Annotated in this window: 22 protein-coding genes; 2 read left to right on the top strand and 20 right to left on the bottom strand. The window is 63.6% G+C overall.

The genetic code is table 11. The features are described 5' to 3' along the window. Positions 1–18: 18 nt before the first annotated feature. Positions 19–675, bottom strand: coding sequence for a membrane protein YczE (gene yczE, locus KV110_RS17125; protein WP_218477240.1), 657 nt, complete (start codon positions 673–675; stop codon positions 19–21). Beyond that, entirely contained in the window at positions 672–2,372 is a 1,701-nt protein-coding gene (locus KV110_RS17120) for an L-aspartate oxidase (protein WP_218477239.1), read from the bottom strand. Before KV110_RS17120 ends, yczE begins: the two co-directional genes overlap by 4 nt. Before the next feature lie 279 nt (positions 2,373–2,651). On the opposite strand from KV110_RS17120, the gene KV110_RS17115 reads away from it, so the two are divergent. Further along, on the top strand, positions 2,652–2,960 hold the full coding sequence (locus KV110_RS17115; protein WP_218477238.1) for a hypothetical protein: 309 nt from the start codon (positions 2,652–2,654) through the stop codon (positions 2,958–2,960). Between the two features lie 646 nt (positions 2,961–3,606). On the opposite strand, the gene KV110_RS17110 is transcribed toward KV110_RS17115, so the two are convergent. The 5 genes from KV110_RS17110 to KV110_RS42165 all read right to left on the bottom strand — a co-directional run bounded on the left by KV110_RS17110 (position 3,607) and on the right by KV110_RS42165 (position 9,859). Beyond that, positions 3,607–4,224 carry an SUKH-4 family immunity protein gene (locus KV110_RS17110; RefSeq protein WP_218477237.1) on the bottom strand — a complete coding sequence of 206 codons (618 nt, stop codon included), beginning with the start codon at positions 4,222–4,224 and terminating at the stop codon, positions 3,607–3,609. A gap of 253 nt (positions 4,225–4,477) precedes the next feature. Beyond that, positions 4,478–5,596 carry an epoxide hydrolase family protein gene (locus tag KV110_RS17105; RefSeq protein WP_218477236.1) on the bottom strand — a complete coding sequence of 373 codons (1,119 nt, stop codon included), beginning with the start codon at positions 5,594–5,596 and terminating at the stop codon, positions 4,478–4,480. A gap of 14 nt (positions 5,597–5,610) precedes the next feature. After that, positions 5,611–5,949: a hypothetical protein gene (locus KV110_RS17100; RefSeq protein WP_218477235.1), complete on the bottom strand. Its 339-nt coding sequence runs from the start codon at positions 5,947–5,949 to the stop codon at positions 5,611–5,613. 285 nt (positions 5,950–6,234) lie between these two features. Next, a complete protein-coding gene (locus KV110_RS17095; RefSeq protein ID WP_218477234.1) occupies positions 6,235–8,745 on the bottom strand; it encodes an ATP-binding protein in 2,511 nt (836 codons plus the stop codon). A gap of 547 nt (positions 8,746–9,292) precedes the next feature. Beyond that, positions 9,293–9,859 (bottom strand): DUF8020 domain-containing protein, encoded by a 567-nt coding sequence (locus KV110_RS42165; protein ID WP_478359941.1) that lies wholly within the window; start codon positions 9,857–9,859, stop codon positions 9,293–9,295. A gap of 383 nt (positions 9,860–10,242) precedes the next feature. Between KV110_RS42165 and KV110_RS17090 the strand changes: the two genes are divergently transcribed. Then, on the top strand, positions 10,243–11,523 hold the full coding sequence (locus KV110_RS17090) for a cytochrome P450 (protein ID WP_218477233.1): 1,281 nt from the start codon (positions 10,243–10,245) through the stop codon (positions 11,521–11,523). A 488-nt stretch (positions 11,524–12,011) separates the two neighbouring features. On the opposite strand, the gene KV110_RS17085 is transcribed toward KV110_RS17090, so the two are convergent. The 13 genes from KV110_RS17085 to KV110_RS17025 all read right to left on the bottom strand — a co-directional run bounded on the left by KV110_RS17085 (position 12,012) and on the right by KV110_RS17025 (position 26,007). Then, positions 12,012–12,596, bottom strand: a complete 585-nt coding sequence (locus KV110_RS17085) for an MFS transporter (RefSeq protein ID WP_218477232.1) — start codon at positions 12,594–12,596, stop codon at positions 12,012–12,014. Positions 12,597–12,712: 116 nt separating this feature from the next. After that, positions 12,713–13,855, bottom strand: coding sequence for a GNAT family N-acetyltransferase (locus KV110_RS17080; protein WP_218477231.1), 1,143 nt, complete (start codon positions 13,853–13,855; stop codon positions 12,713–12,715). Beyond that, positions 13,819–14,304 (bottom strand): 2OG-Fe dioxygenase family protein, encoded by a 486-nt coding sequence (locus KV110_RS17075; RefSeq protein ID WP_218477230.1) that lies wholly within the window; start codon positions 14,302–14,304, stop codon positions 13,819–13,821. The genes KV110_RS17080 and KV110_RS17075 overlap by 37 nt, the downstream gene beginning before the upstream one ends. 281 nt (positions 14,305–14,585) lie before the next feature. Further along, on the bottom strand, positions 14,586–14,831 hold the full coding sequence (locus KV110_RS17070; protein ID WP_218477229.1) for a hypothetical protein: 246 nt from the start codon (positions 14,829–14,831) through the stop codon (positions 14,586–14,588). Positions 14,832–15,654: 823 nt separating this feature from the next. Next, positions 15,655–17,265: a flavin-containing monooxygenase gene (locus KV110_RS17065; RefSeq protein WP_218477227.1), complete on the bottom strand. Its 1,611-nt coding sequence runs from the start codon at positions 17,263–17,265 to the stop codon at positions 15,655–15,657. A 118-nt stretch (positions 17,266–17,383) separates the two neighbouring features. Continuing rightward, positions 17,384–18,484 carry an alpha/beta hydrolase gene (locus tag KV110_RS17060; RefSeq protein WP_218477226.1) on the bottom strand — a complete coding sequence of 367 codons (1,101 nt, stop codon included), beginning with the start codon at positions 18,482–18,484 and terminating at the stop codon, positions 17,384–17,386. Between the two features lie 6 nt (positions 18,485–18,490). Continuing rightward, the gene (locus KV110_RS17055; RefSeq protein WP_218477225.1) at positions 18,491–19,360 is read right to left on the bottom strand and encodes an MBL fold metallo-hydrolase; all 870 of its coding nucleotides are present in this window, start codon (positions 19,358–19,360) and stop codon (positions 18,491–18,493) included. A gap of 106 nt (positions 19,361–19,466) precedes the next feature. Further along, positions 19,467–19,958, bottom strand: coding sequence for a hypothetical protein (locus tag KV110_RS17050; RefSeq protein ID WP_218477223.1), 492 nt, complete (start codon positions 19,956–19,958; stop codon positions 19,467–19,469). Positions 19,959–20,132: 174 nt separating this feature from the next. Continuing rightward, positions 20,133–21,068 carry a hypothetical protein gene (locus KV110_RS17045; RefSeq protein ID WP_218477221.1) on the bottom strand — a complete coding sequence of 312 codons (936 nt, stop codon included), beginning with the start codon at positions 21,066–21,068 and terminating at the stop codon, positions 20,133–20,135. After that, the gene (locus tag KV110_RS17040; RefSeq protein ID WP_218477219.1) at positions 21,065–22,006 is read right to left on the bottom strand and encodes a hypothetical protein; all 942 of its coding nucleotides are present in this window, start codon (positions 22,004–22,006) and stop codon (positions 21,065–21,067) included. The genes KV110_RS17045 and KV110_RS17040 overlap by 4 nt, the downstream gene beginning before the upstream one ends. Then, complete coding sequence (locus KV110_RS17035; RefSeq protein WP_218477217.1) at positions 22,003–22,860, bottom strand: DUF4913 domain-containing protein; 858 nt, start codon at positions 22,858–22,860, stop codon at positions 22,003–22,005. Before KV110_RS17035 ends, KV110_RS17040 begins: the two co-directional genes overlap by 4 nt. After that, entirely contained in the window at positions 22,857–24,731 is a 1,875-nt protein-coding gene (locus KV110_RS17030) for a type IV secretory system conjugative DNA transfer family protein (protein WP_218477215.1), read from the bottom strand. Before KV110_RS17030 ends, KV110_RS17035 begins: the two co-directional genes overlap by 4 nt. 46 nt (positions 24,732–24,777) lie before the next feature. Next, the gene (locus KV110_RS17025) at positions 24,778–26,007 is read right to left on the bottom strand and encodes a hypothetical protein (protein WP_218477214.1); all 1,230 of its coding nucleotides are present in this window, start codon (positions 26,005–26,007) and stop codon (positions 24,778–24,780) included. Between the last annotated feature and the right edge of the window lie 266 nt (positions 26,008–26,273).

Genomic DNA, 26,273 nt, shown 5'->3' with positions numbered 1-26,273 from the left:
GATACCTCGGCAGCTCAATTACGTAGGCGCCACGGCGGTTTCAGCCCCATGGGTCGTGCGCATGATCGTTCGAGGTAGCGCGGCCTGGACAATCGGGCCCACGGTTAACGCGTAGAGCAGCGTGCCCACCCCGACTGTACCCCCGAGCAGAAATCCACCCGCCAGCACCGTCACCTCTATCATGGTTCGCACCCGACGCAACGACATCCCCAAGATTGGCGACAAACCGGTCATCAAGCCGTCGCGGGGTCCGGGTCCGAGGCGTGCGCCCACGTAGATCGCAATCGAAAGACCGTTGAGAAGGACACCGCTGACCAGAAACAGGATGCGCAGCAGTAACGCCGCGGGCGGATCGATGATCATCAGCGTGATGTCCGCAGCTACGCCGACGACGATAACGTTGGCGAGGGTTCCGATACCGGGTTTCTGCCGCATCGGAATCCATACGATCAACAACACCGCACCAACGATGATCGTGACCAATCCGTAGCTCGCTCCCGTCTTGTCGGACAGACCCTCCTGAAACGAGCCCCACGGACTCATACCGAGCTCGGCGCGAAGTAGAATGGCCATGCTTGCGCCGTAGAGGGTCAGGCCCGTGAGGAGCTGCGACAACCTGCGTACCGGCTGGATTGTGATTGGCAGGACGGTCAGCGGAATGTTGTTCTTGATCATGGTATGCTTTCCAACATTGCACAGCTAGCTTTTTCAGGAGCGCGAGAGAACTGCGTCCAGGACAAGTTTCCCCGCTTGAGAGTAACCGCCAGGCCTTCATACTCCGGGCTCGTCTCGGTAAAGTCGTCGCGGTAGTGGGCACCACGAGACTCTCTACGCAGCAATGCCGCTTCGACAATTACCCGTGAGACCAGCAGAAGGTTACGGAGATCCAGATACTCCTCTACCTGCTTGGCGGCGCGCGCCCCAGTCGAGAACTTCAAGCGATCGCAGCGTCTCTCGAACCGGGCGATGGCATCGAGCATGTTCCGGAGGCCAGACTCGGTTCGCACTGGCCCCGCATTCCGATACATTCTCCTACCCAGTTCGTGGATCACGACGGATGGGAATTCTCCTGTCGGACAGGACCTCACGCTGAGCGGCTGGACCGCCTCGATTGGATAGCTTCCGTACCGACGCCCGTGTGTATCCACGTACCGTGCGGCACTGGCTCCCGCTACTCTGCCGAACACCAGCGCTTCTGCTAAACCGTTGCCGCCCAGCCGGTTCGCACCATGAACGCCTCCTGCGGTCTCCCCGGCAGCGAAGAGACCGTTGATGGTCGTCGCTCCCTCGGCTCCGATGCGCAGTCCACCCATGAGGAAGTGCGCTGTCGGGCGAACCCGCAGCACCGGGGTCCGGGCAAGATCGTAACCGGCCTGCGATACACGTTCGTCCATCGCCGGATATCTCTCATGAATAATGCCACGACATGCGCTGACGTCGAGATCGACACCCTGCTCGCCGAACGCCGCACCTCTGAGCATTTCGCGGAATATTCCGCGGGAGACGATGTCTCTGGTCGCCATCTCCCCGCGCACGTCGTACTGGAACATGAAGCGCTCACCGGCGTGGTTGCGCAAAGTAGCGCCGTCGAAGCGCAGCGCCTCTTCCACAAGGCTCCCATCGAATGGAGGCACGCCAGACACGATGCCTGTGGGGTGGAACTGAACGAACTCCATGTCGACCACTTCCGCGCCCGCGCGCAGACCTAGCGCGATGCCGTCACAGGTCTTGTCCGCAGACGCTGCGGAAGGTAAGTACATACTGGCCCCGCCACCGTCTGCAAGCACGACCGCGTCGCCCCGGACACGATGCGTTTGGAGAGTGTCGACTGAAACGACGACGAGCCCTTCGACTTTTCCGCTGTCGTCAGACAACAGCTCGGTCGCGCGCAGCCCCGTGAGAACAGCGACCCGCCCGGTGGCTACATGTTCGAAAAGCCGACGAGTCAGGGCGCTCTGGATATGAAATCCCAGCCGATCCCCTAAGTGGACCGCTCTGGGCCGACCACACCCGCCAAAGGGGCGGGTGACAAACCGGCCATCTGCATCCTTCTCGAACGGAACTCCTAAACCTTCGAGCCAGGGAACCAACTCCACAGCTCCTTGGCACAACGTCTCCACGAGTGCGACATCGTTAGCCCCGGCCCCGCCCGCGATCGTATCTCTGACGTGGTCGGCAATCCTGTCGTCCGGAGACACGGCGGCATTGAATGCATGTGTCTTCCAGGTACATCCGCCATGTGACCTCCACCGGTATTCTGAATCCCGATAGAGCGCCTTCGTTACAACGATGACGTCTGCCCCTGTGTCGGCCGCTTCCACAGCCGCAGCGAGTCCGGCGCCACCGGAACCCGCGACGATCACTCTGCTCATCACCAGCTACCTCACTACCCATCGAGTCTGGTGTGTCCCCAGTATTGGGAATCAGGGGATATAGCCAGATGAAGGGTTCAGTGAGGCCTCGATGGAAGCGGTCGGTGGGTGTCGCCTGTATTGCCAGCAACCGTGTTGGCAGGGGGTTGTCCCGCGGTGCTCCCGTCAGTAGGAACATGGCGGCCGACCGCGCTCAGTAGGCTAGGGGATCACTGAAAGGCGGACCACCAATGTGTTTCACTATGCTGATTTTCTCAGCCGCATCATTCGGATAACACGATGCACGTCGACCTCGGAAGGCTTCGGACGCTAGCAATGTGGGTGCTGCTGGACAGCGACGACATGGAAGCACTTGGACCGGTGGCCGCAGGGCTACGTGAACAATTGGCGACCGAGTTGTCCGGATCCAGGCTCGCGTTCCAGCTCAGGACGTTGCTCAACCAAATGGACAATAGGATCGAGAATCGCGCTGACAACTTGGCCGACTTCGGACATGCGCTGTCCGCTCTGGCGGACGAATACGAGCGGGCTGATCATGAGAGCGCCAGTCGACTACAGCGCAACACCGACATGCTGGAGAACCGATGAAGGCCAACTCTACCGACTGCGTCGGCTGAGATCCCGCCAACTCAGGTTCGCTCAGCCAGACGGTGCGTTGCACCCACCGTGTCGGCGTGAAGCGATCGTCGGTGGGGAAACCAAAGACAATCGACTGCCCGCGGCTGGTATACCCAAGGGCGGCGGACCAGCGGTGGGGGCCCACACCGTCGCGAATCGTCACGGTCCAGCGTATTTCACGGCGGACTCACCGCTATACGCCGCAGTGTCGCCTCGTCGTGGACCCGTTCGGGAACACCCTCGACGACCAGATCCAGTCCATCGTGCCGAGTCGATATCGCGCAGTTCGCGTCAACCGTCAGATTGCGGCGCTTGCAGGTGGCGGCCTGGCTGCGAAATGCAACCTCGCGTTCATCCACGCCGAGTACGGGTACGAGGTGCGGGTGTCATCCGCGCCCGTCGTCGCAAGCCGTTAGGTGTCGGCGCCTGCGAGGCGCGCCGTCGCTTCGGCCCAAGGGGTCACCAAACTCCTGCAAGTACCTGTCGAGGTCAATCAGGCGAGCGATCCGGCGCACTCGCCCGGCCACCTGCTCTGCCACGACGGTGCCATAGTCCTGCCCCACCACGATCACACTGCGAGAAGTCGGACTCCGACGTTACGGCCTGTGGCGTCGGCTCAGTCCAGCGAAATTGTCAGTCCCCCGTGTCCTGGGGTGCCAACCGTCCACTGTTCTAGCGCGAGTCGCCACCATGCGTCCTCGTCCAGGGCCGGGCTATCCCACGAGATCAGTCTCGCTTGGATGGTTTCGAGTGTGGTGATGATGTCCCTGCATGCCAGCAGCCGATTCAGGTGGCTGTACTTGCCCGGTCGCGGAATACGCCGGAACAGCTGCTGCACGGTGGGTACGAACAGGTCGAAATACCCTGCAAAGGCAGCGAATCGAGTGATATCGGTGTTCACGAAAATCGGATTCATCGGTGCCGCGTCGTAGTCGGAGATGGCCCACAATCGGTGGTCGAGGCGATCGATGCCGAAGGTCCATCCGGCATAGTGGCGCATAAATGCCAGGTAGGTGTGATCACCCAGAGACACGGCGGCGAGCAGTTCGCTGCCTGTCAGCATCCGGTAGTCTTGGCCAGCGAATCGCAGCGCCGTCGGCAACCCGACATCTGTCAAGAACTCCGCGGTACTGCCATTGAGATCCCGGACTCGGTTTAAAGGGATCGGCACGAGCCGGTCCTGCCACAGTTCCCGCGCCGCCGCGGTCGGTGTATCGACGTGCGTATCGACCATCCCGGCAGCCTAACCAACGGTGCTTCCCCCCAGACTGATTCCTACCTCCACGGTTGAGAAAGCCGCTGGCCTTGTAGTCAGCCCCGCGACCAGAGCGGCATCGACGAGGCCGGGCTGCTATCGGCGTCCGGCCGTGCCGAGGGCTTCGCCACATGCGGGCGCTGTAAGCGTGAGCAAGCAGGTGCTTGTCTGGAAGCGCCGAATGTTCACCGAAGGTCCCTCGGCATGCGTTAACCCGTGCGGCTAGCTCGTGCTATACCAGCTTGGTGAAGAAGTCGCGGATGTCGGCGAGCAGAATATCGGGAACCTCATAGGCGGCCCAGTGGCCCCCCTGCTCGTATTCGTTCCACTGCACGATATTGGCGTGGTCACGCTCGGCGAACTTGCGGGGCGGTCGATAGTCGTAGCCGAACGAAGCCAGCCCGATCGGAACCGTCGTCCGCTCGGACGGCAGGGGGGCGTGGTGGTTTTCGAAGTAGAACCGCGCCGAGGAAGCCGAGGTGTTGGTGAACCAGTAGATCGCGACATTGGTGAGCAGGTCGTCGGGTGCCACCGAGGCGAGCAACTGTGCACTCCACGCCAATTGACCTACCGGCGAATCCGACAGCGCGTGGGCCAGCGTCTGCGGTTGTGCGCGCTGGGCGAAATCGTGGATGGAATGCTCCAGGAATTTCTGCCCGAACTGCAGGCCCGCGAGTTCCTGTTCTGTCAGGCCCTCGAACTCGCCTGGATCTCCTTTGGGGAACGAGAAGATCTGGGTGACGTGCACCCCGAGCACTCTCTCCCCAGCGAGCCGTCCCATCTCGGGTGAGACTATGGCGCCGCCATCGTTGCCGTGCACTCCGTACCGCTCGTAGCCCAACCGCCGCATCAGTTCGGTGAACGCCGCCGCTATACGCCTGGCACCCCAGCCGGTGTCGTGGGTAGCCCCAGAGAAGGCGAACCCCGGGTAGGAAGGGATTACGACATGGAACTGGTCAGTGAGTCCCTCGACGAGGCCGAGGAATTCGACGAAGGAGCTCGGCCAACCATGAGTGAGCATCAGGGCTGTCGCATCCGGGTTCGCCGACCGGACGTGCACGAAATGGATACTCTGCCCGTCGATTTCGGTGACGTACTGGGGGTAATCGTTGAGCATTTGCTCACGTGCCCGCCAATCGAATTCATCGCGCCAGCGCTCGACCAGCGGTCGTACGAACGACAGCGGGACGCCGTACTCCCAGCCGGGCGGAATCGGGATACCGACATCTAGGGTGCCAGCGAACTTTTCGGGTGGGATCTCGTTGACCAGTCGGGCATGGGACAAGCGATAGGCGAGGTCGTCAAGGTCGTGCTGAGGGATCTCGATTCGGAACGGTCGGATGTCGTTCATGATTCTCCTTCTTCTCATCGTCGGCAAGAGCCGGTGGTTGAGCGGCGAGAGGTGCCGATTTCAGCGGATGTGCCGACCCTTCGTCCACCCTTCACGTTGATCAGCCCGCGATCGCGAAAGGGATGTAGCGCTTTCTGCGTGAATGGCAGCGGAAGATTCAGTGCGGCCGTGATGTGCCCGTAGGCGATACGGTGTCGCCGCAAGATAACCGGATGGCTCCGGACGGGTTCGGCCACGCCTGCGTCCAGCAACGCCACGACTTCGCCATCGGCGCGGACGAAACTGTCGGCGGGCGCACCGTTGCGTGATTCGCCTCCTTGGACGATCGCATTGAAACCATCAGCGGTCGGCACGAATGTGGACGTTACGCGGAACAATCAACCGATCTATCCCCAACGATGGGGAAGGTTCGGCTCGCCGGTACCTCACGGGCACTGATGGAAACGACATGGTGACAAAGCGATTCATCGAGGTGGTGATCTCGGACCGATCGATGAGGCACTTCAGCCAATGCATCGAGCCGGCCACACGGGAGTGGTCGACCAGCAGTTGATGAGCTCGGAGGCAGCACGTGGCCGCCCCCGGCAACGTCGCCAGGACAACCTCCACCACCACGTGGAAGCCGGCGGTGCGCACGATCATCCACGCTGTCGCAGGTTGCGCGGACGGTTCTCGGCTTCGTGCCGTACCTGAGCCACCAGTTCCGCAGGAATGTGGCGGACTATGTGCGACCGCGAGGCGACCGACAGCTTCTGACGGATGGTGCTGACTTGTGCGTCCACGGTTCTTACCGAACTGCCCCGGCGAGCGGCGATCGCACTATTGGGCCAATTGGCAGCGACCAGGACCGCGACATCGCGTTCGGCTGCGGACAGTCGGTGCCACCGGTCCTCGATCTCGACGAGTTCCCGATCGACGGTCACCGAACCGAGTACGTAGCGCGGCAGGTCGTCGTGCTCAGGGCGCAGCTGGGAACCACGTATCGCGGCGGCAACGGTTTCCGCCTCACCCAGCACAGCGTTCGTGGCCTCGATGATCGGCCGCATCTGGGCCGTGATCATGGGAACGCGGTCGAACTCGATGCCGAGCGCACGGTAGCGGGCGGCGAAGCCTGCGCCGATATGCACGATCTCCCTAGCGATCGCGGTCAGTTCGGCCGGGTTGGCACCCGCCGCCTGTCGATCGGTGAGCTTGCGGCCCAACGCTATGAGATACGCGCCCATTGCGGAGTTCGTTGTCCAGACATCGCCGGTCGGGTAGCTGCGCGCGACCGCGTCGCGCGCGATCTCCTGCGCTTCTTCGGGCTGACCGTGGTTCGCCAAGGCAATCGCGCGCGCGATCTCGGCCCAAGAGATGGCCCACACCGAACCCGAAGCCAGCACGGACTCCAGCTGGTGCCGGGTCACGTCGAGAGCTTGTTCCGCGGAGCCCAGGTACGCGCAAGCGAAGGCGATGAACAGTTGACTGCGCTCAGCACCGCTCCCCTCGCCCGCGGCGGCAAACTTCCGCTGGGCACGAGCGAACACTGTCATCGAGCGCAGGTCCATATGAATCAGCAAAAGTTCGAGGGCCCACGTGCATTCGACGTCGGGTGGCAAGCCGATATCCACTTCGGGATTGACGCGCCACCCTCGGCGGGCGTCGTCCTCGGAAAGCCAGGCTGTGGCGCAATCGTCGAGGAGCTGGGCCGCATATGCCTGCCTGCCCTGCCACAGCGCGCTCCACGCGATGAGTGCCATCGCCTTGACCCGGAGTCCCGTCGGCGCGGGTTGTGCCCCGCCTGTCGTCCGCAGAGCGTGCTCGGTGAGTCTAATCATCGCCCGGTGTGCACCCTGGACGAACGGGACGTGCAGCGACATCAGCGCGACCGCGATCTCGAGACCAATGACCGCTTCGTCGGGATCGTCGAGGCTTTGTTCGATAGCGAGCAGTACATTGTCGAAGGCAGGTCTGGCCCATCTCAGCCACTCGTCCGGTGACTGGTCCCAGAGGGCGCCTCCGGCGGTGACCTTGTCGCGGTAGTACCGGCGGTGCCTGTTCGCCAGCGTCCGGGCTTCGGATACGCCACCGAGGCTGCGCTCCCGCAGTCGTTCCCACGCGAACAGCCGCACACTTTCCTGCAGATAGAACCGTACCGTGGTCGTGGTCAGGTGAACTGCGACCAGCGAGCGTTCCACCAGGCGCTCGAGCAGCGGTTCGATTTCGTCCGGCATCAGCCCGCCGCCCGCGCACACGGCGGAGACCGCTTCCAGCTCGGCGCCGTTATGGTGCGGGTCTTCGGTATCCGTTTCGAAGCCTGCAGCGAACACCGCCATCCGATCCAGCAGCAGCCGTTCGGGCTCCGGGCACAAATCGTAGGACCACGCGATAACGTCCCGGACGCTGCGGTGGCGCTCATCGACTCCGGCCCGCGCACCGTAAGACCACCGCAACCGGCGGTCGTCCGCGCCTCCGGTCAGCTCACCCAGCACCCCGGCGGGCGGTCGGTGCAGCAACCGCGCGGCGGCCAGCTGCAGGAACAGTGGATTGTGGTCGACGTGACGGCAGATCTCCTTGGCAATTGCGAGCTGTTCTGGATCGTCCAGTATCGGTCGGCCGGTGAGTTCGGCGCGATGCCGGAACAACGCCAGCGAATCACCGGGCGGCAACGCCGCGACGAGGACAACCTGTTCGTCCATCCAACCGATCGGCTCGCGACTGGCCGCAAGGATCGTCAATCCCGGCACGACCTCGAGTAGTTTCGTAACCAATGCGAAGGCACCCGTGAGCACATGCTCGCAGTTGTCGAGCACCAGCACAGTCGGTCCCGGATCGCTGGCACCGAAAGTGTCCACCAGCACGTCCCATGCCGATCGGCCCGCGACATCGATCCTGGCGACCGACCGCACCACCTCCTCCAACACGTCGTCGGGCCGGCGCAGCCGAGCCAAACGCGCCCAGAACACGGGGCGCTGCTGTTGCGCCCGGAAGCGACGCATCGCTTCGGCGGCCAGCCTCGTCTTACCAATGCCGCCAGGCCCGACCAGAGTAATCAGACGAGTGGTACCGGACAATAATGCGCTGATCCGTGCCAACTCCGCGTTTCGACCGACGAATTCATCCGTCGGTGTCGGCAGTCCATCGCCACGGCGCGATTCCGCAGTGGGCATGACATGTAAGCTAGTCCACTCTCCGGCGATTCGCATGATGCTTGCCGAACAACTCGGTCCGAGTCACGCACGGATGACGATTCGGACGCACAGTGCTCGACCACCGGCTTTGATGTCCATCCGACGGCCGCGGTGCCGCGGACTGACCGCGTCATACGCGCATTGGCGGCGCGGGCAGCTCCTGTCACGAATCCGCGCTATCCCTAGTAACTCCCGGGGACATTGAGGCCAGCAACCTTGCGGGTTCGGTTACGCCGAACGTCATGCCTTCGTACTCCACACCCCCCGATACCGCTCCGCAATCGTGCAGGACGCGCATGCGAGGCGCGGAATTCGACTCCCAACCTAAACTGCAAGTCGTGGATGTACCCAACGAAGTACATTTACACTTCCACGTCGAGACGTTGATGCCTCGATATAATTCGCTCACACATCGAGATGTGCCGATCGTCCATCTCAGCGAAAAAACATCCTGTCGCGGGTGTAGTGACCGGTGAGGGTGCTGAACCCGAACAATCTGCGATAAATGCGGCTGCGCGCGCCTTGCTCACTGCCGGGTGAAATATTGCGCACCTGGTAGCAATACCCCAGCGGAGGTCGACGACCATCGACCGGATCGGGTACTCGGCACCGGGATGCCGTCGATGCACGGTATGTATCCGATCGGCTCCGAGCCGGCCAAGCCACCGAATGCCGCAGCGGGGATGGCGGCCCCCGCCTTGCCACCGATGCGGCAACCGACTGCGCCGCGGCTAAAGCCGACAGCTACGTCAATGGTCGCGCCGACCCGCAAGGTAGTAGCTAGGCGAGCGTAAGCAGCTGCCCTACGCCTTGCGAACGGATCCTCCGGGGACCACCAGAGCGGCCGGAAGGCTGCGTGGGTGAGATCGAACTGCGGCGTTAGTACCGCCCTCCGGTGGTCGATTTCGGTGGCTACCGGGAAGACAAATTCATCGACCCGGAACCACAGTGCCGCACGGGCAAGCAGATTATCGGCGGCGTCTCTGACGGCGAAGAAACCATTTGCCAACGCCATGGATCCACTGTCGGTTCGGATTGTGACCGATTCCGCGGAGACGTCGAGGGTGTATTCGACGGTATTCGGTACTGACATTTCGCGCACGGAAGTGCCTTCGATCAAGAGTGGCCGTCCAGGTAATTCTCGTGCCATATCCATCATTCAGCCCTCCTCTGCCTCGGGCCCAGCCTGCCGGTTGACACACTGGAGCCGATCTTCATTCACCGCTCATAGCTTGAACCCCACAGATGCCAGGCACTTCCCAATGTTAGGAATACCTCTACTTCGGGCCTGACTCGCAGCGCCGGATTGCCGCCCAAGACAGTCCAGACCCTCGGAACACGGCGAGTCCGGGCGGTCCGGTCTACGCGACATCGGCGCGAGTTGCGAAGCGCCCGATGCCCGCCATATACCTATTGGCCAATCCTCAGAGCCACCCAAGCTTTCCTGTGCACCTTGGCCACGTTTGGAGTTCGGATTTGACGACACCACCGCCCGAGAGTCACCCGGTTCCGCATCACGAGTCGCCCGTCGAGGTCGACGACCACCTAGTCTCGATGTATTCCCCCGAGTTCGCTGCGGACCCGCATCGCGCCTACCACGAGATGCGAGACCGCTACGGTTCGGTCGCTCCGGTTGAGCTCGCGCCGGGCATACCCGCGACGCTCGTGATCGGATACCGCGACGCGGTGCGGATTCTCCACGATCCCGAGCATTTCCCCGCTGACCCCCGTACCTGGCAGCGGACCGTCGCGTTCGATTGCCCGGTACTACCGATTCTGGAGTGGCGTCCGAACGCATTGCGCAGCGCCGGATTGGAGCACGTCCGGTACCGAGAGGTTATTTCTGCCAGCATCAATAAGGTCGATCTACACGCCCTGCACGCCACTGTGGAGGAGATCGCCGTTCCGCTGATCAACTCCTTCAGTGGGTCGGGTGCGGCCGACCTGGTCAGCCAATACGCCTTTCCCCTCTCCTTCGACGCGGTCAACGCCATGCTCGGGTGCCCGCCCGAAATCGGTCAGCAGGTGGCGGTCGCGACAGCCGCGATCTTCGAGGGAATAGATGCCGACAAGGGCAACGCTATGCTGACCGAAGCTCTGATGGAGCTGATCACCTGCAAACGAGCCACTCCTGGCGATGACGTCACAACCCGATTGCTACAGCACCCCACCAAACTCAGCGATGCCGAATTGCTTCATCAGTTGGTCATCCTCTACGGCGCAGGGATCGAGCCGCAGCAGAATCTGATCGTCAACACACTACGGCTGATGCTCACCGACGATCGATTCGCCGGCGATATCCTCGGTGGCAGCCTGTCGACCCGCGACGCCCTCGATGAGGTGCTGTTCACCGATCCACCGATGGCGAACTTCTGCGTCACCTATCCACGGCAACCGATTCTGCTGAATGACATTTGGCTACCGGCGCACGAACCGGTCGTGATCAGCATGGCCGCCTGCAACAACGATCCCGCGATCAACGCAGGCACGCACACCGGCAATCGATCGCATCTTGCGTGGGGCGCCGGGCCACACGCCTGCCCCGCCCAGTCCGCAGCATATTTGATCGCCCAGGACGCGATCGACCAACTTCTCGACGTCCTGCCCGACATGCGACTCGCCGTCGGTGACCACGAATTGGTTTGGCGGCCGGGCCCTTTCCATCGGGCACTAGCGACTCTGCCTGTTACCTTCCCCGTCCAGTCTGCGACCGACAGCGCAGCGATCACTTCACCTGACCCGGGAACTGTTACATAGGTGCCCAGATCATCCGAGTCGGTGGTGCGCCGTGGCTGAAGCTCGGCGCGTATATTCGAAGGTCAGCCAGCCGCCGTGTCCGGTGCGTAGCCCGCCCAGCGAGTACATGCCCCCAGGCGGGCCACTTCCCATACACCCAGGAACGCCGCCACGTCCACAGGGAACACTCACCGTTACCTGTGCGAACGCCCACGCCCGGCACACCACTCGGATAACTGTATTGTTGCCGCGCCGCCGCATGGGATCCCCTTTACGGCAGCCGCATTCCTCAATTGCATGGGTTCGGCAGGGTCTCCGCTCCCGCTCTTTCACCCGCGCGTCCCATACCGGGCATTTGTAGGACCAAGCGCCGAGGATCCGCACACGAGCTAAAACCCACTCGCACACTCGTCTTCTAGCAGGAGTGTTGGCGACAAGCCATGGACGCGTCGGCGGCCTGTTCGGTCCGTCCGCGCTGCCGCGCCGACGGCACCCATTGCCTTCCGACGTCAGAGCGGTTGATGCCGCTCGGCTTGCTCGCCGAAGTATCGGGTCGACCGTCTGGACATGAATGACAGCACCTCGCCGAGCGCGTTGCAGCGCTGCTGGTCGGGTGTCCACAACCACAGTTCTCGCGGCCTCAGGCTTGCGCCACGCATCAACTTCCCACGAAAACGCCCATCAGACAGAGCAATGTGAGGGTGGGACCGGTCCGTTGGATGAGCCAACCGGCGATGGCCGGTCCTATCAAACGTCACCACGGACACGATGGCCTGTAGCAGCCCAATTCCGCGCGTCAAATCCGATCTCGGGATGAATCCCGAGATCATCATTTGGTAGGCGACGTCGGAGAAGGTAGTAGCCGAGCCGATCAGCAATGCAATCAGCAGGACCGGCGAGAACTCGATTCTCGACAGCGCGTACAAGATACTAAGCAGCCCCAAGCTACCTGCGCGTACCAGATTGCAAACCAGTAGCACGGCCCGCGACATCTTGCGTGCGGCAAGCCCCGCCCACAACGAAAAAACAACCACGGGCATAGACAGTCCCGCCGACACAAACCCGACCTGGATTGCGCTGCTCTGGCTTTGCATCAAACAAGCATCGGTAACGCAAACATCGCCGCCTGATAGCCGAGCCGCATCGTCGCTTCCCCCGTCAAACCCAACGGAAATCTGCGGAACGCAGAAGCGTGCGAACGCCCACGAATTCACATATGTGTCTCGGCGCGGGGCCGCCAGATAAGTCCTTGCAAGTGCACCAGCCGGCACCCAAACGAGACCTTGTCCTGCCAGTTCAATGTCCCGTAGTCGATACGGGTAACGCCAAGTCGCAGTGCTTGTTCAACCAACTCGTCGAACAGCAACACGAAATATGCTCCGTACGCCTGTGGTTCACGTCCCCACCAGACGGCTCGCAGCATTGGACCATGACGCAGCGACAGGCTGAACGCGACGATCCGTTCGCCCTGCCGCACCGTATTAAACACTCGATCCTCCGGTGAATATCGACTCAAGATCCGGCCGAGTGTGCGTGCCTGCATCGCCCGATCAGCTGGTAGTCCGAATTTGCGGAGGAAGGACAATCGCAGCTCCAGCACCTGATCTCGAACGAAGGCCAGTTCCTCCGCGCCGATAACAAGTCCGGCCCGATAGATGCGACGGCGGAGCCGACGCAGATCTTGCCGTCTGCCATGCGAAAGTTGATTCCGATATTCGTCGATTGTGGTGAAATCCAGAGCCATCTCACATGACGGGTACAACTCGACCGGCCTGGCACCGAACTCCAACAGGGCTGTGTTCAGAGCATGTTCGCTGTCCGGAATGTAGAGGAAGGAAACAGACCGAGCAGAGACACTGTATGCCCATCGATTTACGGCTTCGAGCGCTGCCGCCAATGTGTCAGGTTCGGCGGCACCAGGCCCCACAGCCCCACATGTCCATCCCGGCAGCATCGCCAGTACGGCGGGGTAGCAGGTTCCGCTCAGTTGATCTGGCGGTGCGGTGACCATCCGCGGTTCGAGCGTCGGGATGTCACCGCGCAATACCGCTTCGATGTCGTATCGCGATTCGCCCGGAGGGGCGTCCAGCAAGCGCACGTGCAATCCGAGTCGGGGCACGCCTTCTACCGAGTAAATGAGCCAGTGCGGCATACCGGGAACCACCGGACCAATCGCTTCGAGCCACTGCGGCGTGACTGCGAAATTCGTTGCCTGCGTAGCCCATTCATCCCAAACAAATGGACGTCTGTTCGACACCGCCAGCACGCCACGGTTCTCTTGTGACCTGACGGCGGCCGTGGCGTGCCGACGGTTCATCACCGGCCCACGATCTTCGGCAAGTTCACCGTGCATACCAACGCATCTCGATGTGCGCGTAATTGGCCGGGCAGTGGGCGCAGAGGTGTCGCTTCGTGCAGGAATTTTACATCGTCGAACGCCAGCAGCTGGCCGGGCCGCAGCTCGATGCCGAACACGCGATTTCGCGGGCCATCCCCGGAATACAGTATGGTCTCGCCACCCTGCGCATGCTTGTCGAGCACATAGACGAACACGTACTGCTCACCATCCTGGTGAACGCCGGTCACCACATTGGTAAAAGTCCGCAACAGGTGGATTGCGAACGTCCCACTGCCCTGTCGGGATTGGGGCGGTATCAGCTGAAGCATCCTCTCGACGAGGGCCTTGAAGGCTGGATCCGTTAACACCGTGACGCGCCGGTAGGTCCTTCGCTGGAGGTGTGGGTGCCGCCCGGGAACGCCTGCAGGCACCACGATCGTGGTGTCGGTGTGCTCCTCCAGCACTGGTACATGCTTCCGCCATTCATAGCGTAGGACATCTCGCGCTCGCGCTCGGTCACTCGGCAGAGTGTCAGGATATGACTCGACTTCTAGTGTGTTGGACCCGAAGTAGCGTTCGGCCAGTCGATTGCGGATCTCTACAGTGATTCCGAGTGCCTCCTCCGCGACGACCGAAAAACCTTGTCGCACGAGATCGCTGCGAACCTGCGCAGTGTCACCACGAACAATCCCGCCGGAGCGGAGGCCGCCCTGTAGGGGTGATTCAAGCGCCCCTCGAGTCGTCATCACAGCGTCTTCGCCCGCCACCTTCCACAGGTCATATCCGCAAGTTTCGCCGTCTTCAGCCACTTGCTCAGTGTATCGTTATTTAACGGCACGCTCAACACCGGCAAAAGCTGCCACTGTTCGGAACGTTTGCGCGAACTGACGCAAAACAGGTCCCCATCGCACCCCGGCCCGACAAGATTGATGTGCGAATGCGGTTGCTGCGCTTCAACATCAGCCGCCAGCCGCGTCGCCCGCGTGCTCATTTGGCATCTTCTCCTCGCCGTCGCGTGGTCTAAGACGACGAGCCAGCGCTTGCCCGGCGCTATTGGGTCGGTTCAAACGGGGGTCTAATCGAGGAAGTGCCGAACCCGCGGACTACGCTCCCCTGCGTACCGATGACATAGGTAGGTCCGCCTTGCGATGTTCAACGGCCTTGCGCGCGAGGGTAGGCCACGGACGCTGTGGCGCCGAGGGCGAAGATCAGGTTTCATGGAGGCGGAGGAGAATCAGGCAGGACGGTGAGAGAGTGACTTGCCGTGCCTGCTATTTCCTACTCGTCGTCCGCTCCCCCGCTGCTGCCTAACCTTGGGGGCAAGTTACGCGGCCACGAATCGTCATGTCGCCGCGAGCGGCTGCACACCCTTGATCTGGGGCCATCATGACCGGCGGCGAACGCCGCTACCCTGCAGACGGCTACGACCAGAACAACTACGACGTCACGGTCGTCTGCCCAGACAGCCCGCCGCTGCTCGACTCACCGGCAGCCAAGGCACTCATGCAGCTGATCCTCCGTCACGCCCGCGAGCACCGCAGCACAACGAATAGGATCGATCAAGCTCAACGCATCGATCTCGAATCTCTGCCCGACACCATAGATTTGAGCGCGCAGCGAACTGCTCGCGCTCCGACAGGGCCCGGCCGAACGCTGGTATCGGGCACGTCCCCGAGGACCGGAAGGCGGCGTAGCAATGATCCGATTCGCATTCGCAGGACGGGTATCGACCGAAGATCAACAGGACCCCAACGCCTCCCGCAACTGGCAGCTCGGCCGAGCGAGGGCCCTCATCGACCATCATGGACAAATCGTCACCGAGTTCTTCGACGTCGGACAGTCCCGGTCTGTTCGAAACGTACGGTGGTACCGCCGACTAATCCTTTGCCCGAGGCAAGTTGTGTCGTAGAGGTGCGGCCGGTGCCCAGTCCCGTCATCGCGGTGAAGACCTGCGAGGGATGGTGACGCAGCATGCGCCTGAAAGTTCGAGCAGAGGATGGCCATGGGTTCGTGACGCGCCCGCTTGGATGTTTGTACCAGCTCGACACCGAGTATGGCCACACTGTTTTGGCCAGAGTCGTGCGCATCCACTCCTGATGGTGTCCCATCGCGTCGGCGCTGACTTCCACTGTGGCGGCTCCGGTCTCCTCGCGCCATCGCAGGCATTTGAGGATGTAGTTGATCTGGCGTTCCTTCATTTCCGGGTTGCTGCCTGCGGGGTTGAACGAGTTGGAGCCGGCAATCAGGAAGGCATTGGGATATCCGGGTACTGCGAGACCCATGAAAGCCTGTGCGCCCGTAGACCATTGCTCGTGTAGCAGCCTGCCGCCTCGGCCGCGCACGGTGACCGGCACTAAGAACTCCGACGCGTGGAAGCCTGTCGCGTAGATGATGGCGTCGGCGTGGTGGTGTCGGTTGTCGGCGGTTTGAATGCCGGTGGTGGTGATATTGGTGATCGGGTCGGTGATCAGCTCGACATTCGGTTCGTTGAGTGCCTGGTAGTAGCCACTGTCGACAAGGATTCGTTTGCCGCCGACGGGATAGTCGGGTGTGAGTTTCGCGCGCAAGACGGGGTCTGAGATCTCACGGCGCAGGTAGCGACGGGCAGCCCATTCGGCAGGCCGGGCTGACCAGCCGCGCCGCATTATCGGTGCCAGCACGGCGTCCGCGCCATAGGCGAGCGCGTGCCGGTAGAGCTTGTGGCCGAACGGCACTGCTAGCGCGATTCTCGCCAGTGGTCCGAAGTGTGTGGCGGGCTTGGGTAGCACCCAGTTGGGGGTGCGTTGAAATACGCGCACGGTACGGGCGAGACCCGCCAGGGCAGGTATCAACTGGGCTGCGCTGGATCCGGTGCCGATGACCGCAAGGTCGAGCCCGTGCAGGTCTTGGTCGTGGTCCCAGCGCGCCGAGTGGAACGCGGGTCCGCTGAATTCGGATTGTCCGGGGAACTCAGGGATGTGGGGGCGGTGCAGCTGACCGACAGCGAAGACCACGACCTCGGCGACGATATTGTGCCCGCAGGTCGTTGTCAGCCACCAGCTGCCTTCGGTGTCGAGGTAGGTGGCTTCGCTGATGGCAGTGTTCAACTGCAGGTGCGGTTCCAGTCCGTGCTCGCTGACAACGTTTTGGAGGTAGGCAAGGATCTCGGGTTGGCCGGGGTACCGGGTTCTGCGATCTCGGTAGGGGGCGAAGGAGAACGAGTAGAGGTGCGACGGTACGTCGCAGTTGCAGTCAGGATAGGTGTTGTCGCGCCAGACACCGCCGACAGTGTTTCCGCTGTCGAGGATCGTGAAGTTCTCGGTCCCAGCGTGTTTGAGCGCGACGGCCATGCCGATGCCACCGAATCCCGCGCCGATGACGACCACTTTGAAGTGCGGGATTCCGTTCGCCGGTTCGCGGTGGCGGGTGCTGCGTTGAGTAAGCATCGCGATGATTCCTTGTCTTGGATGTCGCAGCGCCCGGTGACTGCGAGGCTGGGATTCGTCTGCTCGGGTGCGCGGGTCCGGGTCAGCGGTCGCTATAGGGGCCGTGAGTTCTGCCGCGCTAGGAAGTGGCGGTGGTGAGCCAGTTGCTCACGGCGGCGTGGTGGTCGCCGGTGTTGGAGGCGAGGTTGAGGGCGTGTCCGGCGTCGGGGAGCACGAAGGCAGTGAGGATGCCGTGCGCGAAATACGGTGCCTCGGCGGCGTGCAGGGCGTCGGTGTTGGCGCAAACTTGTGGTGCGCAGAGCTTGTCGGCGGAGCCGTTGGTGAGCAGGACCGGCACATTGATTTGGTTGGTCAATGCCGTAACCACGGTCGGGAGTCCGTCGAGGAGTTCGGTGATGGTGAATACATCGGCGGACTGTTCGGCGATCTCCCGGGTTTGCGGCGGGGTGTCAGCTGGCAGGAATGAGGCTGCGCGCGTTCCGGGTGCGGTGGTCAGGTAAGCCAGGTCGTAGCCTCGGCCGGCGAATCGCGGGTCGATGGCGGCGGGCACGAAGGTGATTGCTGCGCTGAGTGTTCCGAGGATGTCGATGTGGTGTGAGTAGCCGCTGAGGAACACCGCGTCGACGTCGTGGTAGGTGGTGGCTTCGAGGATCGCGATCCCTGCACCGAGGGACACCCCTCCCAGGATGATCTTGGAAAACGGTTGGGCATCGGGCAGTCCGCGGCGTAGTTCACCGACGATCTGGTGGATTCCGGCGGCTTGCCCGATCGAGGTGACTGCGGTGCCGGGCGGGCGGCTGCTGGTGCCGGTGCCGAGGCGGTCCACGGTCAAGGTGGCATAGCCCGCAACGTTCATCGCGCGCCGAAAGTTGTGCGTTTCGGGTTGATAGGTTGAGTCCCAATAGTTTTGGTTGATGCTGGCGCCGGGTATCAGCAGCATGACCGCCTCGGCCGCCGGTCCTGGGGCGCAGAGCGTCGCGCCCATGCGTCCGCCGGGGATGTCGAATGCTGTGGCGGTGCATTTGACGGGCTCGGGAGTTGCGTGTGCGAGGCCGGGGGCCATGCTCAGAGTGGCGGTGACGACGAGCAGTCCGATTCCGGTTCGGATGCGATGGTGATCTTTGGTGGTGAACCGGGAATGGAACCGGGTGCTGTCGCCGTGAGCGTGGGAAGCTGTTCGGTCCAATCCTTGTGCTGCGGTTGGCGTGGTGCCTCTCATCGTGATTCACCTGGAATTCTCGGCGATCCACCGGCGGCCCAGGCTCGTCTGGGTGACGTGGCCGAGTTGGACGTCGGCGAAGTGGAGTCCGAAACCGGTGGTGTCGTCGCGGCTGAGTTCATTGATGAGATGGCGCGCGGTGGTGACCGATCGAACGGGATCGTCGTCGGAGGCTGAGGTCAGATGTGGATGGCTGATCTGGATGGGGCTGGCGATGGCGTCACCGAAGGCGAGGAGCCGACGCCCGCCCGAGCCGATGCTGTAGGCGATGTGGCCGAGGGTGTGCCCGGGGGTGGCGATGGCCTCGACCCCGGGCAGGATTGTTTGGCCGTCGGTGATGGTGTGGACTTGGGAGGCGAAGACATCGAGCATCTCGTTGGCGACACCGTCGGTGTTCGCGAGTTCGGGGTGAGACCATTCGACGGCACCGACGAGTACCTCTGCGTGTGCGAAGGGGCTCGCGGATTGCCCGGGTGCGCTTTGCCATAGCCAACCCAGATGGTCCAAGTGCAAGTGCGTCAGCGCGATCAGGTCGATGTCGTCCGACGATTTGTCGACTGCGGCAAGGCTTTCCAGTAGTTGCCCGCCACGAAGGAGCCCGAATGGGGTGGGCAGGGCAAGAGGCCCGACGCCGGTGTCGATGAGCATGGTGTGGTGATCGATTTCGATCATGAGGGCACCGACACTGGCGACGAGGTATCCGTCGGGGTTGATCAGATGTGTGTGGTCGAGCCACATCTCCTCATCCGCTGCCGGTAGCCAGGCGCGGGGTTCGACCAGCGCGACGCCGTCGGGAAGATAGGTGACGCGGTGCGCGCCGAATTGGTGGCTGTAAACGGTTGCCGGTCGGGTGAATCGATCGAGGCTGATGGTCATGGGGTTCCTGTTCTCGGTTGCGCGGATGCTCGGCGGTCGCAGCGAGCGAGCGATAGGCGGGCTTGGGCGCCGGGGATCATGGCGGTGTCGTGGACCGGTCATGGCCTCAGATCGGGGCAAAGGTGTGGTCATGGTCGGCTCGTCGCCTGAGCAGAATCGGAGCGTTCGTGTTCATCCCGTGCTGCTGGTAGCCAGTGATCGGAGAAGGCGCGCCGGTTGCCGCAGTGGTGGCGGCGGCTTGTTCGGCGCCGGCGAGGGCGAACAGACTCCGGTCGAGTGAATTGGATTGACTGAGTCGAAATTTGATGTTTCCCAGCTCGGGGCGTTCTTCGCGGAGTTTTGTGTATTCGTCGACGGTGCGGGCGGTCTTGTCAACGCGACGCATAGCGACATGATCTGGTTCGAGGGTCATGCCGGTTCGGATTCGCCCCGACGGCATGTGGTTGTAGTCGGCGTAATCGTTTGTGTTGCAGTCGAAGTCGAGTACTTCGGAACGAGTGTTCAGATCACGCAGGTACCTGATTATCCAGTGGGGGTCCAGATCGCACGGCAGTGCGGTGAGTGGTTGCCCGCCACTGTGATCGATGATCCATTCCATCGCGTCGCACGGGCTTGTCATCAAAGCCTCGGGCAGGCTGGCGACGACGTGTAGGCGTCGTTTCATGATGAGATTCCTTTCTGGTGGACCACGTTGGTTGTGATGAATCCGAGGCGGGTGAACCGCGGTCTCGGGTTGCCGCGAGCGGCGGGGCTCGACGGTGGACGAGACGGGCTACGGGTCAGGTCCGCAGTCACCGAACACGGTGTCGGCCGCTTCGCCGGGTTCGGCTCTAGCCACGGTCTGTTCGGGGTGCACGGTGTCGTCGAGGGTCGCGTCGATGATCGCGGCGTCGATGTCGGCTCCGGTGTCTGGTTGCTCGCTCAGCAGGGTGTGTAGGGCGTGGTGAGCTCGTTCGATCAACGACGCCGGGTCCGGCGGCTGCCGAGCAGCTGGATCGGGGGTCGTGATGTCGTTGCCGGGGTTGGCGCGGCGCAGGTTCTTCAGCGAGCGCCGTACGCTCGCGGCAATCGACTCCGCGGCGTGGCGCCGCCACACCATGTCGAGGTCACCGGGGCTGTAGCGCAGGAAGTCGCTGACGCGGTCCCGAAATTCCTCGTCGCTGACCGTGAAGATCTCCTCGCGGTCGCGCCCCGGTATGCCAACCGCGTCGGCGGTGCGAGCCGCGCGCGTCCACAGCGCCTCGAGGTTCCTGCCGAACTGGTGCGCCGCTGCGGGATCTGGAGCTGGTGAGCCTGTCGTTGCGGCGAGCAGGTGTGCGCGCACGGCGTGGACTGCCGCCATTTCGGTCATTTGGCGGGTGTCGTCGACGACCCGGCTGGCGGTGCGGCGTCGCGGTGGTGTGCGGGCCGCGGGTAGGCGCTGTTCGGGGGTCCAGTCCTGACCGGCGTGGCCTAGCTGGCGTGCGTGTTCGACCCAGCTGGGCGGTATACCGTTGCCGTAGGCGCGGGCCTCGGTCAGTTTCCGGTCGCGGTCGACCTCCCACAGCCGCATGAACTCGTCGTTCTCCTGCACCGCACCGAGGTAGCCTTTCTGTGCTATGCGGCCCAAATATCGCGCCTGGCTGGCTAATTCATGGATTCGGCCCAGGATTTCGGCTTGTTCAGCGGGTAGGTCACGCACCCGAAGCGCGGGGGGTGGCCCGGTCATCGTCCGAACAATTCGGCCGCCGAGGAGAACTGCGGGGCAGGGATCTCCCAGTCGAGGCCGCCGTCGAAGCTCCAGGAATCCGGCTCGGGGGTTTGGCTGAATAGTGGTGGCCCCGTGCGGGTTTCGACGCCAGCACCGGCAGTCGATACCGGTTCCGCGGCCGTGAGGGCAGAATCGATCGCGGCCCCGTCGGTCGCCGCTCGAAACTGTGGTTGCACCGGTGGCAGTGCGCTGCTGATCGCGGTAGCCAGATTCTGCGCCGAGGGCAGGGCCTCAGCGGTATCGGTCACGATGCCGGCGGTACCGAGCGCGATTGCTTGCAGTGCGTAGCGGCGGGTATCGGTGTAGGCGGCGATGGTCCAGCGGTTTATCACCGCCTCGGCCGACAGCCCGTCCACCAGTGCCGCCCCGGCGTGCGCCCAGTCTGCGGTAGTGCCCCAAAGCTGTTCGCCGAGTTCGGCGTCGAGTCCAAGCAGGTTCGCGATCCCGTGGGTGCGGGCGCGCAAGGCACGCAGGTTTGCCTCGAGATCCCCGGACGCGGGTGGCCCCGGTGACGGATTGATCGTGCGGCGGGCGATGTCGAAGACGGTCCAGTCCTGCAGCAGTTGCACGTCCGCGGTGAGCTCGCCCAGGACCCGGTCCAAATCGAGCGGTTCGCCAGCGCGCAGGCCAAGATCGGCGCGCCAGGTGATGCCGTTTCGTCCGCGTTCACGCACGTGATCTATCCACGCCTGGGGCACTCCGCCCGCGTAGGCGGCCTTTTCCAACGCATCGTGCAGGATTGCGACGCCGTGATAGTCCTCGAACCAGGACGGCGGTGGGCGTTGTCCGGTGTCGGCTATGCGTTGATTTGCCGTGTTGATCATGGCGGTCAGCTCGACGGCCCGATTCTGTAGTGCTTTGAGCACGTGCCGTTGCGCGGGTGTCGGCTTGCTCATGAGGATGCCTGTCGGGGGATGGCCTGGGCGAGGGTGCGGAAGTCCGGCCCGAAGCCCAGCCGCTCGGTCGATGTTTTCGCCCCGGGCGGGCCGAACCATGCGGTGGGGATCGGCGCGCTGGGCAGGCCCGGGCATTCGGTGTGCTGGTCCGGGGTGCAGCGGTACAGCGGACCCCTGGACGCCTCGAGGACCTCGCGCAGGTGTACGTCGATGTGGCGCAAGAACAACGTGCTCATCGCGGCGGGGTCATCGGCGCGGACCGCGGCTTCGAAGGCGCGATGCATGGCCGCGAAGCGCAGGACAACGTTGCGGTGACGCCACCACTGCCGACACCAGCTGTATTGCCCTTCACGGTTATTGGCCGCGATCCGGACCGAAGTCACCGGCAGCAGCCACTGCTGCACGAAGTCGGAGTAGTGAGCGAACAGCTTCGGCGGAGGCGGCTTTCCCCCGGACGGTGTCGGTGTCGGTGCGGGAGGCGGGCCGAACCAGCCCGGCGGCACGGGATCGAATGGCAGCGACGGGGTGCTCACGTGGATCAGGCGGGTGCAGCGGTACAACGGGCCGTTGGCGGCATCCAAGATCGTGCGTAAATGCCCGTCGACCGAGAGCAGGAACGTGCTCAAACTGGTGCCCGCACGAGAGCGACGTTGGCCTTCGAACGCGGTGTGCAGGTGCGCGATACGCACCGCGACCGCCCGATGCGCCCACCACTGCGGACACCAGGTGTAGGTGTGTTCCCGGTTCGCCTCGGCCAGGCGCACGGTGATGTAGGGCAGCAACCATTTCTCGGCGAACTCGGTGAAATGGCTGTAGCACGGTGGGTTCGACGACGATCCGGTGTTGGTGCTCATAACGGGTCTCCCCCGTCCTCGAAGGCCGCTGGGGAGGCAGGTAGTGCGATCGTCGCGGTGGCGGCGTTCTCGAATCGGGCCAGCGAGGCCTGGATCAGCGGCGCGTATTCGGTGTCCTGCCACCAGTTCTTGCGAACCACGACCGGTCCGTAGCCCGGCAACCGCACCAGGGCCCGGTCTTTGGGCAACGCCGCCAGCAGGGAAACATCCAAGATCGGCTCGGCCCGCCAGGCCAGTGTCCGGTTCGTCCCGCCGGCGCCGTGGCTGCGGGAGCGGTCGGCCACATCGTGCGGGCCGCTCATGGCTGCCCAGTGTTCGAGGTAGTCCACCGTGGCCACCCCACCCCCGTACACCTCGATACTTTGAGCCCGCATGGTCCTCAAACCGTTTGCACCCCACAGGTCTTCGCCTTGCTCCAGCACCTGCAAGATGGTGATCAGCACGATGCCGCAGCCACCGGCGTAGGTGTAATAGGAGGGCAACTCGGCGATGCGCGCACAATTGGCTGCCTCGTCGAGCACCGCGAGCAGAGGTACTCTCAATCGGCCGTCGGGTCGTGCGCGTGCGGTGGTGAGGGCGGCCTCGCAGATCTGGCCGACCAGCGCCGCGGTCAAGGGAGTGGCGCTATCGGGTCCTGCCATCGACAGCGCATACAACGTGTCGGTCGAGGTGACGAACTCGCGTGGCCGGAACTGCGGCAGGTTGTGGGTCGGGTTCTGCTCGGTCCGGTCGATCACCACCGCGGTACCGCCACCAGCCTTCGGTGCGGCTTCGCGCACGCGCAATTGGTAGCGCTGCGGCGGGGTGACCATGCGGGCGTAGCCCTCATCCGAGAGCGAACCGAGGAACCGCCGCGCCATGTCATAGAGACCGTCTCGTTGACGGGCGTAGAGGGCTTGCGATTCGACGATGCGCTCGGCGGCGCGCTGATGGCCGTAGTGGCGCAGGATCAACGCTGGGGTGAGATCTTGATCGCGGCCGAGCCATTCCGCGACGTGCAGCAGATCGCCTTGCACGCAGGCCGCAGCATAGATATACAGCGCCAGCAATTCTTGCGCCCCGCCATCGAAATAACTGTCTACCTTGGCATTTGCCGCTTGCGTGGCCGAACCCGCGGCGGCGGAGACGAAGAAACTCGCCAGCTTGCGCGCGGCCGGTAAGGTCTCGACCTGGGCGAGCAGGTCGACCCAAAACCCGCACTCGACGCGACCGGTGACCGCTTGCAGGTCACACAGCCACACCCGTCCGCGCTGTTCGCGCCCGAACACCGTGTGCCGGTAGAGATCTGGCTTGTTCGACGTCGCCAGACACGGCCCCCACGCCGCCAGCACCGCGGGGATCGCCCACGCCATCGTCTTGCCGGTGCGTGTACCCGCGGTGATGGTCACTCCGAGTTCCGCGGGCACATACAGCCCCACTCCCCCGATCACGGTCGTGCCCAGCGGTGGACCCTTGAGCGCTTGGATTTCCGGTGCGGCGTCGCGCAGCAGCCGCTGGTTGGCCATCGCGTTGTCGCGCGCACGCGCCAACCGGATCTCCCGCGGCCGCTGCATGGTGCGCGCCGCCCCGTCGATCTCGGTGCCCGCGTGCAGCATCCGCCAGCACCCGAACGCCACGGAAGCTCCGGCGGCGGCGAAGACGACCGCCATTACCGTGGCTTGCCACGGCCACGATTGCCGCCCCGACAGCACCCGCAGTAGCGCGGTCACCGGATGGCCGGCAACCGGCACCCCGGCCCACCAACAACCGACACACAACGCTGCCCACATCCCTACAGCGGCGACTACCAGCGCCATGAACACCAGCAGCAGCGCGGTCTCCTCTCCGATCCCGCGTTTGGTCCGGCGCCGGGTCTCCCGGGTCGCGATCATGATCATTGCTCCTAACTTGACGAAAACTGTTTATTGTCTTGGGTTTTCAGGGATCGATGTCTTTGGCTGCGTCGTGGGAGGGGGATGATCGATTCACGTCGAGTCCCTCGGGGGCCTGCTGCCAGTCGGTGTGCTCGGCGTCGGCCGAGGCGGCGTCGACGGCTTGGCCGATCGCGACCCCGCCGTTCGAGGCGTTCGGTGCGAGCGCGGGCGGGTCCGGTGCGCCGAGGCCGTCGTGGCGGCGTGGCGCGCGGTCGAGCTGTATCGGGCCGGGATCACTGCTGCCGGTGGCGGGGTTCAGGCGCGGATCACCAGGGCCGTCACGCCAGTAGGTGCCGGTCTGCCCGGCCAGGCACACACTTCTGATCACCTCGGTCGGCGCACCGGCCAGGGCGGCGGCCACGCGAGCGCTGCGGTACTCCGCGCTGATCTGCTCCAGCGCAGCGACTTTGGCCAGGTTGTACTCGACGGGATCCGCGGCGAGGTCGTTTGTGGCCTCGACCGTGCGCGTGTGCTCGGCATACAGGTCTTGCAGCACCTGCAACGCCTCGCGCTGCGTGGCCGGGAGCGGCTCGACTGCCGGTGTGGTTGGCACCTGATCCGGTATCGCGGCGGGCCCCGGGGCATCGGGGGACTCGAGGTCTTCGGCTATCTCGGGATATCGGCCGGTTCCGGCGATGATCGCGCCGACCTGCTCGAGGTCCAGCAACGACTGAGGGGTTCCCAAAGCGCGATCGAGCACGTTTCGTGGCGATGGCGTCGAATCGGCGACGTTCGCGGGCGCCGGGTCCGGCCCGTGGTCAGCGCTCGCGTCGACGGTCGTGCTCGGCGCTTGAGGCAGCGGTTGCCAGCGGGCGCTGTCCTGCTCAGAACCGGTGATGCCCGGTTCCCAGCGGCCGGTCAGTTCACCGGCCTGGCGCAGGTTGCGCAAACCGAACTCGTCGACGCCTTGCTCACCTGCGGCGTGGGCACGCTCGAGTTCGCGCAGCTCTTGGGCAGCCTGATCGGGTGTCATGGACCATTTGAGGAACGCGTCGCGCAGCCGGATCCACTGGTTGCTGCGGACCACTGACTCGTGGCGGCTCCATTTCGCGGCCAGCTCGCCAGCCCGCGTTCGCAGTGCCGCACCCTGCTGGGGAGTCTCGGCACTCGCAGCGATCTCGCGCAGGTAGAACCAGTGCGCTGCATCGGCACGCAGTTGGGCTTCGAGACTGTCGGCCGCGTCGGGGTAGTACTCAGGGCTATTGGGACCGCTTTGCCGCTCGAGCCAGCTCATGAGACTGGCCTCACGTCGATGAGGCCGTCACCGATGCCACGGTGAGGCGGGCGCGGTGATCGATTGAGCGCGTGCGGGTTTGGGCAGGTGGGGGTGGACATCATCGACCTCCTGTGGAGGGTGCGTGCCACTGTGTTGTCAACGCGAGGTGGCAGCGGTGTTCAGATGTCCCCGGCAATCGGGTTCGGCGTGCAGGTCAGTACCCTGTGACCAGCCGCCGACGAAAAACGCAGGCGGTGCAGGTGTTATTCGGTCGGGTTCGTCAG

Source organism: Nocardia iowensis (assembly GCF_019222765.1).
Lineage (GTDB): Bacteria > Actinomycetota > Actinomycetes > Mycobacteriales > Mycobacteriaceae > Nocardia > Nocardia iowensis.
This window is presented reverse-complemented; position numbering and strand designations above follow the sequence as displayed.

What these genes read in the sequence shown, in the direction of transcription:
- KV110_RS17095 (WP_218477234.1), bottom strand. Translation starts at nt 8,745, where the DNA reads ATGCCCACTGCGGAATCGCGCCGTGGCGATGGACTGCCGACACCGACG.
- KV110_RS17045 (WP_218477221.1), bottom strand. Translation starts at nt 21,068, where the DNA reads ATGACCGGGCCACCCCCCGCGCTTCGGGTGCGTGACCTACCCGCTGAA.
- KV110_RS42165 (WP_478359941.1), bottom strand. Translation starts at nt 9,859, where the DNA reads ATGTCAGTACCGAATACCGTCGAATACACCCTCGACGTCTCCGCGGAA.
- KV110_RS17110 (WP_218477237.1), bottom strand. Translation starts at nt 4,224, where the DNA reads ATGGTCGATACGCACGTCGATACACCGACCGCGGCGGCGCGGGAACTG.
- KV110_RS17025 (WP_218477214.1), bottom strand. Translation starts at nt 26,007, where the DNA reads ATGAGCTGGCTCGAGCGGCAAAGCGGTCCCAATAGCCCTGAGTACTAC.
- KV110_RS17115 (WP_218477238.1), top strand. Translation starts at nt 2,652, where the DNA reads ATGCACGTCGACCTCGGAAGGCTTCGGACGCTAGCAATGTGGGTGCTG.
- KV110_RS17065 (WP_218477227.1), bottom strand. Translation starts at nt 17,265, where the DNA reads ATGCTTACTCAACGCAGCACCCGCCACCGCGAACCGGCGAACGGAATC.
- KV110_RS17040 (WP_218477219.1), bottom strand. Translation starts at nt 22,006, where the DNA reads ATGAGCAAGCCGACACCCGCGCAACGGCACGTGCTCAAAGCACTACAG.
- KV110_RS17085 (WP_218477232.1), bottom strand. Translation starts at nt 12,596, where the DNA reads ATGCAAAGCCAGAGCAGCGCAATCCAGGTCGGGTTTGTGTCGGCGGGA.
- KV110_RS17050 (WP_218477223.1), bottom strand. Translation starts at nt 19,958, where the DNA reads ATGGAATGGATCATCGATCACAGTGGCGGGCAACCACTCACCGCACTG.
- KV110_RS17080 (WP_218477231.1), bottom strand. Translation starts at nt 13,855, where the DNA reads ATGCACGGTGAACTTGCCGAAGATCGTGGGCCGGTGATGAACCGTCGG.
- KV110_RS17055 (WP_218477225.1), bottom strand. Translation starts at nt 19,360, where the DNA reads ATGACCATCAGCCTCGATCGATTCACCCGACCGGCAACCGTTTACAGC.
- KV110_RS17070 (WP_218477229.1), bottom strand. Translation starts at nt 14,831, where the DNA reads ATGAGCACGCGGGCGACGCGGCTGGCGGCTGATGTTGAAGCGCAGCAA.
- KV110_RS17030 (WP_218477215.1), bottom strand. Translation starts at nt 24,731, where the DNA reads ATGATCGCGACCCGGGAGACCCGGCGCCGGACCAAACGCGGGATCGGA.
- KV110_RS17120 (WP_218477239.1), bottom strand. Translation starts at nt 2,372, where the DNA reads ATGAGCAGAGTGATCGTCGCGGGTTCCGGTGGCGCCGGACTCGCTGCG.
- yczE (WP_218477240.1), bottom strand. Translation starts at nt 675, where the DNA reads ATGATCAAGAACAACATTCCGCTGACCGTCCTGCCAATCACAATCCAG.
- KV110_RS17105 (WP_218477236.1), bottom strand. Translation starts at nt 5,596, where the DNA reads ATGAACGACATCCGACCGTTCCGAATCGAGATCCCTCAGCACGACCTT.
- KV110_RS17035 (WP_218477217.1), bottom strand. Translation starts at nt 22,860, where the DNA reads ATGAGCACCAACACCGGATCGTCGTCGAACCCACCGTGCTACAGCCAT.
- KV110_RS17060 (WP_218477226.1), bottom strand. Translation starts at nt 18,484, where the DNA reads ATGAGAGGCACCACGCCAACCGCAGCACAAGGATTGGACCGAACAGCT.